Source organism: Cryobacterium arcticum, assembly GCF_001679725.1.
Lineage (GTDB): Bacteria > Actinomycetota > Actinomycetes > Actinomycetales > Microbacteriaceae > Cryobacterium > Cryobacterium arcticum_A.
The window spans coordinates 2,580,686-2,595,719 of the sequence record NZ_CP016282.1 but is presented as its reverse complement, the minus strand read 5'-3'; the positions used below and the strand labels follow the sequence as shown (position 1 = coordinate 2,595,719).

The window sequence follows — 15,034 nt, the reverse complement described above, 5'->3', positions numbered from 1 at the left end:
GGGAGTAACGTGCGCGAACTCTGTCGCTGGGCCATGGTCCCTGTGCTGCGCGTCTGGGCGGCCTCCATCGAACGCCGCTTCGCCGGCATCCCGCGGCCCACGGACGCTCCCCAGGCCCATTCTCCCGGCATCGACAGCGACCGCATCCTCATCGTCGGTGGCGGCTCCGCCGTAGGTTGGGGTGTTCTCAGCCATTCGTTGGCCTTGCCAGGGGCCTTGGCGCGGGCACTCACCGATCGCACGGGTCGCGGGGCCGATGTCGATGTGAGTGCCAAGTCGAGCATGATGGTGCACTCGGCGGCGCACCACGTGGACTTCGCCAATCTCTGGCGCTATGACGCTGTCGTGCTCACCCTCGGCATCGGGGATGCGGCACGCCTCACCTCCACGCGATCGTGGGTCACCGGTCTGGGTCGGTTGATCGACCGCATCCAGCACTCCAGTTCCCTGGGTGTCGAGATCTTCCTGGCCGGTATCGAGCCGATGTCGTCGGCTCCCGTGTTCAAGACCACGTTCGGCCGCTGGGCGGGAACGCAGGTCCTGGCGCTGAACGCCGCCAGCGCCGACTTCTGTGCGGGCCGCGAGCGGGTCACCTTCGTGCCGTTGCCGGCGACGCCGGTCTCGGCGGCCGGCCGATTCCGGTCGGCATCCGACTACGACCTCTGGGCGGATGCCCTCGCCGGCAGCATGGCCGCGCCGCTGGACCCGCGCGGCCGCAGCACCCACGCCCTGCCGCCGGCCGAGGCGCAGGGGCGCACCCCCGATCAGGTCGAGGAGGGCAGGCACCGGGCGCTGATGTCCCTCAACCTGCTCCACACCGCGCCGGAGGCCCGGTTCGACCGCATCGTGGAGCTCGCCAGCCGGTCGCTCGGCACCAGCGCCGCCGCCTTCACGGTGCTCGATGGAGACCGGCAGTGGCACAAGTCCGTCGTCGGGCTGGGCACAACCGAGATTCCCCGCAGCAGCTCCTTCTGCACGATCACGGTGCTCGAGCCGGCCGCCTTGATCGTGCCCGACGCCCTCCTCGACGACAGGTTCCGCGACAACCCCCTCGTCGTCGGAGGGCCTCGCCTGCGCTTCTACGCCGGCTTTCCCATCGAGGCGCCCTCCGGCGAACGCATCGGCGCTCTGTGCGTGTACGACCAGGAGCCTCGCACCGAGGAAGCCGTGGACGTGGTGCTCCTGCGCGAACTGGCGCTGTTGCTGCAGAACGAACTCTGGCAGACGGCAGCGGCGTCCGGGGACGAGCCCATCGGCCAGGGGGCCTAGGGCTCTGAGCGCTGCAACCGGGCCCGAGGGCGCAGCGACGCTAGCGCCCGGCGCCCGCGAGCGTGCCGGCGACGGGGCCGTCCATGTCGCCGATGAGGCACACGATGGACCGGTGACCGGCCTCGGCCCAGTCGGCCTCGGTGGGCGTGACGTAGGTGTAGCCCAGCTCGGAGCTGGCGGCGTCGACCTCCGGCAGCCCCACAAAGGGGCCGAAGGTCGCGCCGCAGAGTTCTTCAGCATCGGCCACGATGACGTCGTCACCGGGAAACTCGGTGCCGTCCAGACCGGTTTCGGCGTAGACCTCCCAATCGTGACCGGCGCTGCAGGGCACCGAAGCCACGCCCGAGTACAGGTCACCCTCCATGCCGTCGAGGCAGTCGCCCACCGCGAGCGTGAAAACGTCGGTGCCGGCATTCGGCATGACCGCGGTCGTGCCGTCGTCGAGATCCTCCGCGCCCGGAATCAGGCCGCCCAGGGCATCGCAGCCGCCCAGCCCGGTGAGCGCGCCGAGAACGAGCAGGGTGACGCCGACGCGACGGATGGCTGCTGTCGTCACGGATCGATCCCGGTGTTCGTCGCGGTGATGGTGGCGCCGGTCTGGCGCCGTCAGGCGCTCGGGCCGGCGATGGCCTCGAGGGCGAGGGCGTGCAGGTGGCCATTGGTGGCCAGGGCGCTGCCGTGGAATGGTCCGTCCTGCCCGTCGGCCGAGGTGAAGCGGCCCCCGGCCTCCTGCACGATGGTGACCAGGGCGGCCATGTCATAGGGCTGCAGGTCGTATTCGGCAGCGATGTCGAGGTGACCCTCGGCGAGCAGCATGTACGACCACATGTCGCCGTAGGCGCGCGTGCGCCACACCTGGCGGGTGAGCGAGACCAACTCGTCGAGCTTGCCCGCCTGATCCCACTGCTGGATGCTGCCGTAGCTGAGCGAGGCATCCGCCAGGCCCTGTACGCCCGACACGGCCAGGCGGGTGGGCGGAGCGTCGGGGAAACGGGCGTCCGTCGACCAGGCTCCGCCACCCGTGGCGGCCCACCAGCGCTTGCCGAGGGCGGGGGAGCTGACCACGCCGAGCACCGGGACTCCGTCGATCGCGAGCGCGATGAGGGTACCCCAGATGCTGATGCCGCGCAGGAACCCCGCGGTGCCGTCGATCGGGTCGATGATCCACTGCCGGGTCGTGGACCCCGCGGTGCCGAACTCCTCGCCGAGGATGCCGTCGGCGGGGCGCCGCTCAGCCAGGAGGTCGCGGATGGCGCGCTCGACGGCCTGGTCGGCATCCGTCACCGGGGTGCGGTCGGGCTTGGTCGTGACGACCAGGTCGAGCGCTTCGAAACGGGCCATCGAGATCGCGTCGGCGGCGTCGGCCAACTCGAGCGCGAGAGTGAGGTCATCGGAGAGGGTGGGCTGCGGGGTCGGGATCACGCTCCCCAGAATAGTGACTGGAGTGCGACACGCCGGGCGGCGACCCTCGATTGGCGCCGGGCGCGAATCTGGTGGTAATGTCTCATGTCGGCGGGGGAAGTCCTGCCGCCTGAAATACGCACCTCTAGCTCAATTGGCAGAGCAGCTGACTCTTAATCAGCGGGTTCCCGGTTCAAGTCCGGGGGGGTGCACCACACAAGAAGCCCGGTCGCAATCATGCGGCCGGGTTTTTTCGTATCCGCTTCGAATCCGGTCGCTATCCGGTCGCGGATCAATAAACTGGGAGCACGCTGTGTGTGGCGGAAGCCAGGAACAGGCCGGGGCGCCGACACGTTGTGTCGAGGGAACGTCCACGATCACGGCGTCCACGATCAAGGAGAGACACTATGAGCGGAACCACTGAGACGGCGACACTGGCAGGCGGCTGCTTCTGGGGCGTCGAGGAACTCGTGCGCAAGCGCGAGGGCGTTATCTCGACCCGGGTGGGCTACACCGGTGGCGACACCCCGAACGCGACCTACCGCAACCACGGCGACCACGCCGAGGCCATCGAGATCACCTTCGACCCCGAGCGCACCAGCTTTCGCGAGCTGCTGGAGTTCTTCTTCCAGATCCACGACCCGTCCACCAAGGACCGCCAGGGCAACGACCGCGGCCGCAGCTACCGTTCCGCGATCTTCTTCGCGGATGCCGAGCAGGAGCGCGTCGCCCGGGACACGATCGCGGATGTCGACGCATCCGGCATCTGGCCCGGCCCGGTGGTGACCGAGGTCGAGCCCCTCGGCGACTTCTGGCTGGCCGAGCCCGAGCACCAGGACTACCTGCAGAACTACCCGAACGGCTACACCTGCCACTTCGTGCGGCCCGGCTGGGTGCTGCCGCGTCGCGAGCAGGTCGCGAACTAGCCTCACTGCTCCATCTGCACCGGCCCGGTCGTGTTCATCACGACCAGGCCGGTCTATTCTGGGGGGATGACCGGGGCTGAGTCGCGCAACCCGGCCCATCGGCCGGTTGTGGTCGCGCTGCCGTTCGCCGGGCGGTGGCTGGCACGCAACAGCCCGGCCCGGCGCATCCCCAGCCACGGCACCGACCTGCTGGGGGAGCGCTATGCCATCGACTTCATCGGCGTCGACGAGCGCGGCCGCAGCGCCACCGTGAGGGACTGGGGCACCCTCTTCGGCACGGAACCGGCCGATCGTTTCGTCGGCTTCGGCCGGCCGATCCTCGCGCCGGCGGACGGAATCGTCGTCGCGGCGCACGACGGTGAGCCCGATCATGTGGCCCGTCGCTCGCAACTCAGCCTGCTGCCCTATGCGCTCGGGCAGGCGGCCCGACTCCGCACGGGTGTGCCGGCTATCGCCGGCAACCACGTGGTCATCGCCCTGGCCGACGGCGCCGGCTTCGTGGCGCTCGTGCACCTGAGGAGCCGTTCGGTGCGGGTCGTCGCAGGCGACGGTGTGCGGGTGGGCCAGCCGCTGGCCCAGTGCGGCAATTCGGGGAATTCCACCCAGCCGCATGTGCACCTGCAGGTGATGGACAGCGCCGACCTCACGGTCGCGCGCGGCGTGCCCGTGGCGTTCCGGCGGTACCGGGAGTGGCGGCGTGGCGCGGCGCGGCCTCACTCCCACGACGTCGGCATTCCCGGTGAGGGGGCCGTGGTCGAAGCCGTCGCACCCGGATCAACGCCGGACTCGGAGGACGGAGAGCGTTGACAGCCTCCGCAACCCGGGTAATCGTGGCTTGAAGCATGGGTCTCCGCGCGCCGGTGGGCGTCGCCGCGGGTGCAGGCTCCGGCGCCGAGGAGGAGGAGCAGCCGAGATGACCGAACAGAGCACGGCCAAGCAGACCACGGCCAAGCAGACCACGGCCAAGCAGAGCACGGCCAAGCAGAGCACGGCCAAACGGACCACTGCCAAGCAAGCCCAGACCAAGCAGTCCCCGGCTCAGGCCCCCACAACCAGGCAGGCGCCCACGGCTGAGCCGCCCGCCGAGCCGACGCTGCCACGGCCGACCGAGGCACCAGAGCACCGCGTCGAGCATCCCAGCGTCGCGGAGCGTGCCGCCCGCGGCAAGGCGGCCCGCGCGGCAGCGCAGGTGTCCAGCCACCACGGATGGTCGCCCGCGAGCGACCGCCCAGACCCGGTCGCGCTGCTCGAGGAGCAGAACCTCACCCGGGAACCCGACCTCGTGCCGGTGCGCCACGGCCGCATGATGGTCTCGCCGTTCACGTTCTACCGGGGCGCCGCCAAGATCATGGCCGCCGACCTCAAGGACGTGCCACGGGCCGGGCTCATCGTGCAACTCTGCGGCGACGCCCACCTCTCCAACTTCGGGGTGTTCGCCTCACCCGAACGCAATCTCCTCTTCGACCTCAACGACTTCGACGAGACCCTGCCCGGCCCGTTCGAGTACGACGTGCTGCGGATGGCCGCGAGCTTCACGATCGCGGCCCGCAACAACGGCTTCAGCAGTGACGACGTGCGCACCATCACCGAACGGTCCGTGCAGGCCTACCGCGAAGCCATGGCGCAGTTCGCGCAGATGGGCACCCTGGACATCTGGTACGCCAAGTTGTCCGAGGCCGAACTGGTCGCTGCCATGGACACCGTGCGCGCCAGTCAGAAAGGAAAGGCCGCCCGCAAGGCGTCGAAGCGACTGGAGAAGAACGCCCTGAAGAACGCCGCGAAGGCGCGGTCCCGGGACAGCCTGCAGGCGCTGGCCAAACTCGCCGAGTTGGTCGACGGGCAGTACCGCATCGTGAGCCAACCGCCCATCGTCATCCCGGCACGGGAGCTGGCCTCGAGCTACGGCCTGTCCGCCGACGAGACCCAGGCCGCGATTCTCAGCCAGCTGCACTCGTACCGAGCCACCCTGCAGGACGACCGCCGTCAACTCCTGGAGCGCTTCGAGGTGGTGGACGTCGCCCACAAAGTGGTCGGCGTCGGCAGCGTCGGCAACCGCGCGTTCATCGCCCTGCTGCAGGGCCGGGACGAGCAGGACCCTTTGTTCCTGCAGGTGAAGGAGGCCACGGCATCCGTGCTCGAAGACCACCTGCCACCGAGCGTCTACGACCAGCCCGGTGAGCGGGTGGTGCAGGGCCAACGGCTCATGCAGGCAGCCAGCGACATCTTCCTGGGATGGACCAAGGGCGTGCAGGCGGGCCGGTATCTGTACTGGCGGCAGCTGCGCGACATGAAGGGCTCCGCCGTCGTGGAGGCCATGGTGCCGCTGGGCATGACCTTCTACGCCCACGCCTGCGGCTGGACCCTGGCCCGCGCGCACGCCCGGTCGGGTGACCCGATCGCCATCGCGGCCTACCTGGGTTCCAGCGACAAGTTCGACCGGGCGGTCACCGACTTCTCCAGCCGTTACGCCGACCAGAACGACGAGGACTACCGGGCCTTCCTCGACGCCGTGCAAAGCGGCCGGCTGGTCGCCCGCTCCGGCGTCTGACCCGTCGCCCGTCTCGCCCGCCCGCCGACCCGGCGCTCAACTCTTCCGCTTCGGCAACAGAAGCCGCAGGTCGGAACCGGGTTCGTGTCCCGGCCGCCGTACGATGGCAGGACAGGCCGGCATCCGGTGGACGAGCACGAGGAGGCGACGGCATGGCGAAGGTACCCACGGTCTACGACGTCGCGGAGCGTTCGGGCGTCTCCATCGCCACGGTGTCCCGGGTCTTCCGATCGCCTGACACCGTGCGCGAGCCCACCCGGCAACGTGTGCTCGCGGCCGTCAACGACCTCGGCTACGTTCCCAGCGCCGCGGCCCGCGGGCTCGCCGCGCGCCGCACCAATGTGATCGGCCTGTTCTTCCCCGGCCACGACGAGACGGTCCCTGACCAGCCGGTCGATTCGGCGCGCGGCGACACCGTGCCCATCGTCGACGACGATCCGGCCGGTTCGCCGGATGCCGAGAACCTGTACTTCGACGAGGTCCTGCGCGGTGCCGAGATCGAGGCCTGGCGCCGGGGGTTCGCCCTCATGGTGGCCGCCGGACGCGGCAACACCCGCGAGGCCCTGGTCACCGACATCGCCGGCCGGGTCGACGGCCTGGCCGTGCTGGCCCGTACGGTACCGGACGAGCTGCTCGCCTACGTGGCCCGCCGTATCCCGGTGGTGATCCTGGCCGGCGCCCAACGCGCCGACGAGTTCGACCACGTCAGCGCCAGCAACGGGCCCGGCATGCGCACCCTGGCCAACTACGTGCTGCAGTCCCACGGCGTGCACGATGTGGTCTACATCGCCGGACCCACCGACTCGCCCGACGACGCCGAACGCCTCGCCGGCTTCCGTGACGCCCTGGCCGACTCCGGGGTGGCCGAGAGCAGCGTGCGGGTTCTCCGCAGCGACTTCACCCGCGACGGCGGCCGCGCCACGGCGGCGCGGATCCTCGCCGGACCCCAGCCACGCGGCATCCTCTGCTCCAACGACGAGACCGCTCTGGGGGTGCTCGACGTCCTCGAGCAGCGCGGCATCCGGGTGCCGGAAGACGTCCTGGTGACCGGGTTCGACGGCATCGCCGCCGGCCGGCATTCCCGCCCCAGCCTCACCACGGTGCACCAGCCCATGGTGGAGCTCGGCCGCGCCGCGGTGCACGCCATCACCGCCCGGCTCGACGACCCCAGCCTCGAACCCCAGGCTTTCACGCTGCCCGTCGAGGTCGTGCTGCGGCAGAGCTGCCCGCGCGTCTGAGCCCCCGGCGCCACCCTTTTCCCAGAGATTCTGCTTGCGTTTCGTTAATGTATGCGCATACACTCGAATCAGATCACGCGTCCCCCGACGCGATCAGCTCAACGACGACTGAGGAATACCGGTAGTAATGATGCAACCCACTCGATCTCGGCGCAGGTCCCGGCCGCTGGCCCGCACGCTCGCCGCCGTGGCGATGGCCGTCGCCGCCTCCACGCTCGCCGCGTGCAGTATCCAGATCCAGAGCGCGCCCGACCCGTCCATCCCCGACGACACCATGCTCGTTGCCGCCGACAACGGCTCCCCGTTGTTCGAGAAGAACTTCAACCCGTTCATGATCAACAAGCGGGTCGCGGCGTTCTACATGTACGAGCCGCTCATCGTGCTCGACAACCTCACCGGCGAAGAGCACCCGTGGCTCTCCACCGGGTACACCCAGCCCGACCCGTCCACGATCGTCTTCACGATCCGCGACGGCGTCACCTGGTCAGACGGCGAAGACTTCACCGCCGAAGACGTGGGCTTCACGTTCCAGCTGCTCAAGGACAACCCGTCTCTCGACCTGCAGGGCATCTGGAGCTACATCGACACCTTCGAGGTCGGCGACGACACCGTCACGGTGCACCTCACCGCGCCGGATGTGCCCGCCGCGCAGCTCATCGCCTCCACCACCCTGATCGTGCCCGAGCACATCTGGGCGGATGTCGAGGACCCCACCACCTGGCGGAACCCCGACCCGGTCGGCACCGGCCCGTACACGCTGGGCAACTTCGCCCCGCAGCAGTACACCGTCGACAAGAACCAGGACTACTGGCAGGCCGACACCGTCGCCGCCGAGCACCTGATCCTGCCCGCCACCAACACCCAGCTCGACGTGGCCACCAAGGGGTACGACTGGGCCTACTCGTTCATCAGCGACGTCGAGGGCGCCTGGGTGGATGCCGGCAACCAGAACACCTACTGGTTCCCGCCGGGCGGCACCATCGCCCTGTTCCCCAATCTCACCAAGGCGCCGTTCAACGACGTCAACGTGCGGCTGGGGCTGTCCACGGCGCTGGACCGCGGCATGGTCGGCGATGCCGCCGCCGAGGGCTACATGGACCCGGCCGGCCAGACCAACATCCTGCTGCCCAACCAGGCGGATGTGCTCAACCCCGACATTCCCGACTCCGGCCTGATCACCCAGGACACCGCGAAGGCGCTGGACTACTTCGCCGCCGCGGGGTACACCCAGCAGGGCGGCAAGCTGGTGGACGCATCCGGTGCCCAGCTCAGCCTCACCATCACCACGGCCGCCGGGTACAACGACTGGCTCAAGGGTGTGCAGGAGGTGCAGAAGCAGTGGGGCGCGATCGGCGTCGACGTCAAGGTCGCCTCGCCGCAGCCCGCCGCGTACACCCTGGCGCTCCGCAACGGCGAGTACGACCTCGCCATGGGCGCCACCGGAGGCACCGGAAACACCTTCCGCGACTTCAACAACCTGCTCTCCAGCGAGTGGGTCAAGCCCGTGGGCGAAGAGGCCAGCAACAACTTCGAACGCTTCAGCGACCCGGCCGTCGACGAGATCCTCGCCGACTACAAGGTCGCCCTCGACCCCGCGGTGCAAGCCGATCTCGCCGACCAGCTGCAGCAGGTGGTCTACGACCAGATCCCGTCGATCAGCCTCTACTACGGCGGCTCCTGGGGCCTGTTCAGCGACGCGAAGTTCACCGGCTGGCCGAGCGCCGACGACCCGTATGCGTCGCCCAAGACCTATGAATCCACCCCCCTCCTCGTTCTCACCCACCTGAAGAAGGTCAATGATGACTAGCACAACGGCGGCGCCACGCGGCGCCGAGAGCCTCGCCCCGGCGGGTCTGAGTCCAACGGATGCTGCGGGTTCTCCCAGCCCGCTCCTCCGCGGCAGCGTGTTCGTCGCCCGCAAGCTCGGCCTGTTCGCCCTCACCCTGTGGGCGGCCGTCACGGTCAACTTCCTGCTGCCGCGGCTGATGCCCGGCACGCCGGCGGATGCCGCGCTGGCCAAACTCGCGCAGAACGGCCCCGTGACCGAGGCCACCAAGGCCGCCATCGAGGCGCAGCTCGGCGTGCCCACCGGCAATATCCTCGAGCAGTACGTCGCCTACCTGCACCAGGTGGTGACGCTGGACTTCGGTATCTCGTACACCTTCTACCCGCAGAGCGTGGGCGAACTGGTCTCGGCCGCGCTGCCCTACACGCTCGTGCTCGTGGGCCTGGTCACCGTGGTCGCCTTCATCCTCGGCACCCTGCTCGGCGTGCTCGCGGCCTGGAAGCGCGGCACCTGGCTCGACAGCGTACCCACCCTAGTGGGCTCGTTCATGAGCGCCTTCCCGTACTTCTGGACGGCCCTGCTGCTGCTCTTCTTCGCCGGCTACGTGCTGCGGCTCTTCCCCACCTCCGGGGCCTACGGTCCCACGGCCTCGCCGAACCTCTCGTTCGAGTTCCTCGGGGATGCGCTCTACCACGGGGTGCTGCCGGCACTCACCATCCTGATCACCTCGCTCGGCGGCTGGATCCTGGGCATGCGTAACACCATGATCTCCACCCTCGGCGACGACTATGTGACCTTCGCCGAGGCGAACGGACTCAAGCCCCGCACCATCGCCCTGCGCTACGCCGCCCGCAACGCCATCCTGCCCAACCTCACCTCGTTCGGCCTGGCGCTGGGCGGTGTGGTGGGCGGCTCGATCCTGGTGGAACAGGTCTTCGGCTACCCGGGCATCGGCTACCTGCTCTTCAACGCCGTCACCAACCAGGACTACCCGTTGATGCAGGCACTCTTCCTGATGATCACCGTGAGCGTGCTCATCGCCAACTTCCTCGTCGACATTTTGTACGGCGTGCTGGACCCGAGGACCCGACGATGACCACCTCACTGCCCAAGGAAACACTGCCACCCACCACCGCCGCCATTCGCGCGCCACTCTCCTCGATCGACGCGGCACCCTCCGCTTGGAAGGTCGTTCTCCGCGTCGCCTCCACGGTGTGGAGCAACGGCAAGGCCCGCATCGGCCTCGTCATGCTCGCCGTGTTCATCCTCCTGGCGATCTTCGCGCCGCTGATCGCCCCGTACGGAGCCAGGGAGACCGGCTTCGAGCGGAGCGCCGACGGCAGCGCCGCGCACTGGCTGGGCACCACCGCCGCCGGCGAAGACGTGCTCAGCCAACTGCTCTACGGCGCCCAGATCAGCATCTTCGTCGGACTCGTGGCGGGCCTGCTCTCCACGATCATCGCCGTGCTGATCGGCCTCAGCTGGGGCTACGTGCGCGGGTTCGGTGCCGACGTGATCAACTTCGTCGTCAACCTGTTCCTCGTCATCCCCGGCCTGCCGCTCATGATCGTCATCGCCGCGTACCTCTCCGGCGGCGGCATCGGCATGATCATCGTGGTCGTCGTGATCACCGGCTGGGCCTGGGGCGCCCGGGTGCTGCGCAGCCAGACCCAGTCCCTGCGCTCCCGCGACTTCGTCACAGCCGCTGTGTTCAGCGGCGAACGGCCCTTCCGCATCGTGTTCCGCGAGATCCTGCCGAACATGACCTCGCTCATCGTGGGCAACTTCTTCGGCGCCGCGACCGCGGCGATCCTCGCCGAAGCCGGCCTGGAGTTCCTCGGCCTCGGTGACTCCACCGTGGTGAGCTGGGGCACGATGCTCTTCTGGGCGCAGAACTCCAACGCCCTGCTCACCGGGCAGTGGGCGCTCCTGTTCGCCCCAGGCCTCTGCATCGCGCTGCTGGCCACCTCCCTGACCCTGATCAACTTCGGCGTCGACGGCATCAGCAATCCCCGCCTCCGGGAAGGAACCAAGAAATGACCCCGACACCGTTCAGCCAGACCCCGCCCGCCGCCAACACCACCCTGCTCGAGGTGCATGACCTCTCGGTGCACTACGGCTACGGCGAGAACGCCACCAAGGCCGTGCAGAACGTTTCCTTCCGGCTGGCTCACGGTGAGTTCGTCGGCCTGGTGGGGGAGTCCGGCTCGGGCAAGTCCACCCTCGGCTTCGCCCTCACCGGCCTCTCCAAGCCGCCGGCGCACATCGAGAAGGGCCGCATCCTCTTCGGCGGCAAGGACATCGCCAGCCTCGACGCCGAACAGCTGCGCGAGCAACGTCACGGCGGCATCGCCATGGTGCTGCAGTCCGGCATGAACGCGCTCAACCCGGTACGCAGCATCCGCAACCACTTCGTCGACATCTTCCGCGCCCACGGACACGTCGAACGCTCGCGCTGGACGGAACGGGCGACTGAGCTGATCGGCAAGGTCGAACTGACCCCGCAGGTGCTCGACAGGTTCCCGGGGGAGCTCTCCGGCGGCATGCGGCAGCGGGTCTCCATCGCGCTGGCGCTCTCGCTCGAACCCGAGCTGATGGTCTTCGACGAGCCCACCACGGCCCTGGACGTGCTGGTGCAGCACGCCGTGATGAACACCATCATCGAACTGCAGAAGAGCGAGAACTTCACCGCCATCCTGATCAGCCACGACCTGGGCATCGTGCTCGAATCCGCCCAGCGGGTGATGGTCATGCACGAGGGCCGCATCGTCGAGGATGCGCCGGCCCGGCAGATCCTGGAGAACCCGGAGGCCCCGTACACCCGGATGCTGCTCTCGCACTACGCCGACCCGCGCGCCGAGATCGTGGAGCTGCCCGGTTTCGCCGACCGGCAGCAGCGGAAGGCGCAGGGTGCTGAGCGGGCCGAGGCCGCGACCCACACGCCCACGGTCTCGCCGCGCACCCGGCGCACCGACCAGCACGCCATGGTCGTCGAGAACGTCTCGAAGATCTACCCCGCCCCGCGCCGCGGCGAGGCCCCCGTGCGCGCCGTGGACAACGTGTCGTTCACCCTCGAGCCCGGCGCCGCACTGGCCCTGGTCGGGGCCTCCGGCTCAGGCAAGTCCACGATCGCCAAGCTCATCACGGCGGTCGAGAAGCCCACCAGCGGCAGCATCCGCTTCGGCGACCTCGACGTGGGAAAGCTGAACCGCCGCCACTTCCGCCGGCTGCACCGCGACGTGCAGATGGTCTTCCAGGACCCGTACTCCGCGCTCAACCCGCTGCACACCGTGGAATACGCGCTGACCCGCCCGGTGATCAACTTCACCGGCCTGACCGGCACCGACGCCCGCCGCCGGGTGCTCGAACTGCTCGACATCGTTGGGCTGAGCCCGGTGGAGGAGTTCGCGGCCAAGCTGCCGCACCAGCTCTCCGGCGGGCAGCGCCAGCGCGTCGTGATCGCCCGCGCGCTGGCCAGCGACCCGCAGGTCATCATCGCCGACGAGCCGGTGTCGATGCTCGACGTGTCGCTGCGCGCCGGCGTGCTGGCCCTGCTCGAGGACCTCCGCGAACAGTGGGGGGTGAGCCTGCTCTACATCACCCACGACCTGCTCTCGGCCCGGGTGGTCACCGACAACATCATGGTGCTCAACGGGGGAGCGGTGGTAGAGCGCGGCGTCACCGCCGACGTGCTGCAGAACCCGCAGGACGACTACACGGTCCGGCTGCTCGATGCGATCCCCAACCCGCGCAAGGTCGTCGCGTGACGGCGCCGTTCGGTGTCCTTGACCTGGCCCCGGAGCTCGAGCACTTCACCGTCGACACCGCGGCCGGCCCGCTCACGGCGTTCCGGGTGCGCCCGCAGGGGCCCAGCCGTGGCGTGGCCCTGCTGGTGCCCGGATTCACCGGGTCCAAGGAGGACTTCCGGTTGCTGCTGCCGCTGATCGCGGCGCACGGCTGGGAGGTCGTGAGCTACAGCCAGCGCGGCCAGGCGGACTCGGCCGCGCCCGCGGGCATCGAGAACTACCGGCTCGACGACTTCGCTGCAGATGCCGTCACGGTCGCGCACGAGATCGGCCGGGGTGGCCCGGTGCACCTGGCCGGCCACAGCCTGGGCGGGCTCGTCGCCCGGGCGGCATTGCTGCGCAGCCCGGCGCTGTTCACCGACCTCACCATGCTCTGCTCCGGCCCCGGCGGCCGGGCGGGTGCGCACGAGGCCGAGGCCGAGTTGGTGGCCGATCACGGCACCCTGGCCGTTTGGGCGCTCGATCACCCCGCGGGCAGCCCGCTCACCGCCGACGACGAGTTCGTGCGCGACCGCCTTATCGCATCCTCGGTCGACAACATCCTCGGCGGCATCCGCATCCTCCAGTCCACGCCGGACTCCACCGCCGACGTGCGGGCCACCCGGGTGCCCACCCTCATCGCCCACGGCGACACCGACGACGCCTGGCCCATCCCCGCGCAGAAGCTCATGGCCGAGCAGCTCGGTGCTCAGTACCGGGTGATCCCCAACGCCGGCCACCTGCCCAACCTCGACAACCCCGGCTTCACGGCCGCGCTTCTCGACGAATTCTGGGCATCCACCAGCTGACTTTTCCGCCTGTACACCGCGTCTACGAACACAGCACTACGCAACCCGAGGAGAACCTTCCATGCTCACTTTCCCCCAAGGCTTCCTGTGGGGCGCCGCCACCGCCGCCCACCAGATCGAGGGCAACAACGTCAACAGCAACTGGTGGCCCAAGGAGCATGCCGAGGGCACGACCATGGTCGAACCCTCCGGTGACGCCGCCGACAGCTTCCACCGCTACCGCGAAGACATCAAACTGCTCGCCGACCTGGGCCTGAACTCCTACCGGTTCAGCATCGAGTGGGCCCGCATCGAGCCCGAGCGCGGCTTCACCTCCCGCTCGGCCGTTGACCACTACCGCCGCATGGTCGACACCTGCCACGAGTTCGGCATCGAACCCATCGTGACCCTCATGCACTTCACGGTGCCGCGCTGGTTCGAGAACGACGGCTTCTGGCGCGCGAAGGACGCCGCCGACCTGTTCGCGCACTACACCGAGCTCGCCCTGCCCGTCGTGGCCGAGGGCGTCAACTACGTGTGCACCATCAACGAGCCCAACATCGCCGCCATGCTCGCCGGCGGAGAAGACGCCGCCAACCTCGTGGCGCACGGCCTGCCCGACCCCGACCTGCAGGTGGCGGATGCGCTGCTGCTCTCCCACCAGCGCTCCCGCGAGGTTCTCTCGCAGGTGAGCGGTCTCAAGACCGGCTGGACCATCGCCACCCAGGCCTTCGTGGCCGTGGAGGAGGAAGGCGCGGCCGAGAAGCTCGTGGAGTACGGCCACCCGCGCGAGGACTGGTACCTCGAGAACGTGAAGGGCGACGACTTCGTCGGCGTGCAGGCCTACACCCGCACCTTCATCGGTCCGGAGGGCCCCCGCCCGGTCGCCGAGAACGTGGAGACCACGCTCACCGGCTGGGAATTCTTCCCGCCGGCCGCCGGCATCGGCGTGCGTGCCGCCTGGGAGCTCACCGACCACGTGCCCGTCATGGTCACCGAGAACGGCATCGCCACCGCGGATGACAGCCGCCGCATCGCCTACACGCAGGGTGCCCTTGAGGGCCTGCACGCCTGCATCGACGACGGCATCGACCTGCTCGGCTACCTGCACTGGTCGGCGCTGGACAACTACGAGTGGGCCTCGGGCTTCAAGCCCACCTTCGGTCTGATCGCCTGGGACAAGCAGACGTTCGCGCGCACCCCCAAGCCCAGCGCGAGCTGGCTCGGCGAGGTCGCCCGCCGCAACGGCCTGGAGGCCTCGGTCACCCCCGCGGCCTAGCCGTCTCCGCCGGC

At 69.3% G+C, this 15,034-nt stretch carries 13 protein-coding genes and 1 tRNA gene; 12 read left to right on the top strand and 2 right to left on the bottom strand.

The annotated features are described in order from the left end of the window. The first annotated feature begins 9 nt into the window (after positions 1 to 9). A complete protein-coding gene (locus PA27867_RS11650) occupies positions 10 to 1,269 on the top strand; it encodes a GAF domain-containing protein (protein WP_157109205.1) in 1,260 nt (419 codons plus the stop codon). Positions 1,270 to 1,309: 40 nt separating this feature from the next. Here the strand turns inward: PA27867_RS11650 and PA27867_RS11645 are convergent, their stop codons facing one another. Beyond that, positions 1,310 to 1,825 (bottom strand): septum formation family protein, encoded by a 516-nt coding sequence (locus PA27867_RS11645; RefSeq protein ID WP_066596518.1) that lies wholly within the window; start codon positions 1,823 to 1,825, stop codon positions 1,310 to 1,312. A 50-nt stretch (positions 1,826 to 1,875) separates the two neighbouring features. Further along, on the bottom strand, positions 1,876 to 2,691 hold the full coding sequence (locus tag PA27867_RS11640; RefSeq protein ID WP_420480672.1) for an inositol monophosphatase family protein: 816 nt from the start codon (positions 2,689 to 2,691) through the stop codon (positions 1,876 to 1,878). A gap of 118 nt (positions 2,692 to 2,809) precedes the next feature. On the opposite strand from PA27867_RS11640, the gene PA27867_RS11635 reads away from it, so the two are divergent. The 11 genes from PA27867_RS11635 to PA27867_RS11585 all read left to right on the top strand — a co-directional run bounded on the left by PA27867_RS11635 (position 2,810) and on the right by PA27867_RS11585 (position 15,020). Next, positions 2,810 to 2,885, top strand: a tRNA-Lys gene (locus tag PA27867_RS11635). 192 nt (positions 2,886 to 3,077) lie between these two features. After that, complete coding sequence (gene msrA / locus PA27867_RS11630) at positions 3,078 to 3,596, top strand: peptide-methionine (S)-S-oxide reductase MsrA (RefSeq protein WP_066596517.1); 519 nt, start codon at positions 3,078 to 3,080, stop codon at positions 3,594 to 3,596. A gap of 66 nt (positions 3,597 to 3,662) precedes the next feature. Beyond that, positions 3,663 to 4,403: a M23 family metallopeptidase gene (locus PA27867_RS11625; RefSeq protein ID WP_066596516.1), complete on the top strand. Its 741-nt coding sequence runs from the start codon at positions 3,663 to 3,665 to the stop codon at positions 4,401 to 4,403. Between the two features lie 106 nt (positions 4,404 to 4,509). Then, positions 4,510 to 6,144 (top strand): DUF2252 family protein, encoded by a 1,635-nt coding sequence (locus PA27867_RS11620; RefSeq protein ID WP_084021051.1) that lies wholly within the window; start codon positions 4,510 to 4,512, stop codon positions 6,142 to 6,144. Positions 6,145 to 6,296: 152 nt separating this feature from the next. After that, positions 6,297 to 7,382 (top strand): LacI family DNA-binding transcriptional regulator, encoded by a 1,086-nt coding sequence (locus tag PA27867_RS11615; RefSeq protein WP_066596515.1) that lies wholly within the window; start codon positions 6,297 to 6,299, stop codon positions 7,380 to 7,382. Between the two features lie 127 nt (positions 7,383 to 7,509). Further along, a complete protein-coding gene (locus PA27867_RS11610; protein ID WP_236900693.1) occupies positions 7,510 to 9,189 on the top strand; it encodes an ABC transporter substrate-binding protein in 1,680 nt (559 codons plus the stop codon). Further along, positions 9,179 to 10,264, top strand: coding sequence for an ABC transporter permease (locus PA27867_RS11605; RefSeq protein WP_236900692.1), 1,086 nt, complete (start codon positions 9,179 to 9,181; stop codon positions 10,262 to 10,264). Before PA27867_RS11610 ends, PA27867_RS11605 begins: the two co-directional genes overlap by 11 nt. Further along, positions 10,261 to 11,208 (top strand): ABC transporter permease, encoded by a 948-nt coding sequence (locus tag PA27867_RS11600; protein ID WP_066596510.1) that lies wholly within the window; start codon positions 10,261 to 10,263, stop codon positions 11,206 to 11,208. Before PA27867_RS11605 ends, PA27867_RS11600 begins: the two co-directional genes overlap by 4 nt. Continuing rightward, entirely contained in the window at positions 11,205 to 12,935 is a 1,731-nt protein-coding gene (locus PA27867_RS11595; RefSeq protein WP_066596508.1) for an ABC transporter ATP-binding protein, read from the top strand. Before PA27867_RS11600 ends, PA27867_RS11595 begins: the two co-directional genes overlap by 4 nt. After that, positions 12,932 to 13,762 (top strand): alpha/beta fold hydrolase, encoded by an 831-nt coding sequence (locus PA27867_RS11590; protein ID WP_084021047.1) that lies wholly within the window; start codon positions 12,932 to 12,934, stop codon positions 13,760 to 13,762. Before PA27867_RS11595 ends, PA27867_RS11590 begins: the two co-directional genes overlap by 4 nt. A 61-nt stretch (positions 13,763 to 13,823) precedes the next feature. Beyond that, the gene (locus PA27867_RS11585; RefSeq protein WP_066596507.1) at positions 13,824 to 15,020 is read left to right on the top strand and encodes a glycoside hydrolase family 1 protein; all 1,197 of its coding nucleotides are present in this window, start codon (positions 13,824 to 13,826) and stop codon (positions 15,018 to 15,020) included. Positions 15,021 to 15,034: the final 14 nt, after the last annotated feature.

Excerpts from the sequence above, each read along its gene's own strand:
- msrA (WP_066596517.1), top strand. The coding sequence starts at position 3,078 with ATGAGCGGAACCACTGAGACGGCGACACTGGCAGGCGGCTGCTTCTGG.
- PA27867_RS11625 (WP_066596516.1), top strand. The coding sequence starts at position 3,663 with ATGACCGGGGCTGAGTCGCGCAACCCGGCCCATCGGCCGGTTGTGGTC.
- PA27867_RS11620 (WP_084021051.1), top strand. The coding sequence starts at position 4,510 with ATGACCGAACAGAGCACGGCCAAGCAGACCACGGCCAAGCAGACCACG.
- PA27867_RS11615 (WP_066596515.1), top strand. The coding sequence starts at position 6,297 with ATGGCGAAGGTACCCACGGTCTACGACGTCGCGGAGCGTTCGGGCGTC.
- PA27867_RS11610 (WP_236900693.1), top strand. The coding sequence starts at position 7,510 with ATGATGCAACCCACTCGATCTCGGCGCAGGTCCCGGCCGCTGGCCCGC.
- PA27867_RS11605 (WP_236900692.1), top strand. The coding sequence starts at position 9,179 with ATGATGACTAGCACAACGGCGGCGCCACGCGGCGCCGAGAGCCTCGCC.
- PA27867_RS11600 (WP_066596510.1), top strand. The coding sequence starts at position 10,261 with ATGACCACCTCACTGCCCAAGGAAACACTGCCACCCACCACCGCCGCC.
- PA27867_RS11595 (WP_066596508.1), top strand. The coding sequence starts at position 11,205 with ATGACCCCGACACCGTTCAGCCAGACCCCGCCCGCCGCCAACACCACC.
- PA27867_RS11585 (WP_066596507.1), top strand. The coding sequence starts at position 13,824 with ATGCTCACTTTCCCCCAAGGCTTCCTGTGGGGCGCCGCCACCGCCGCC.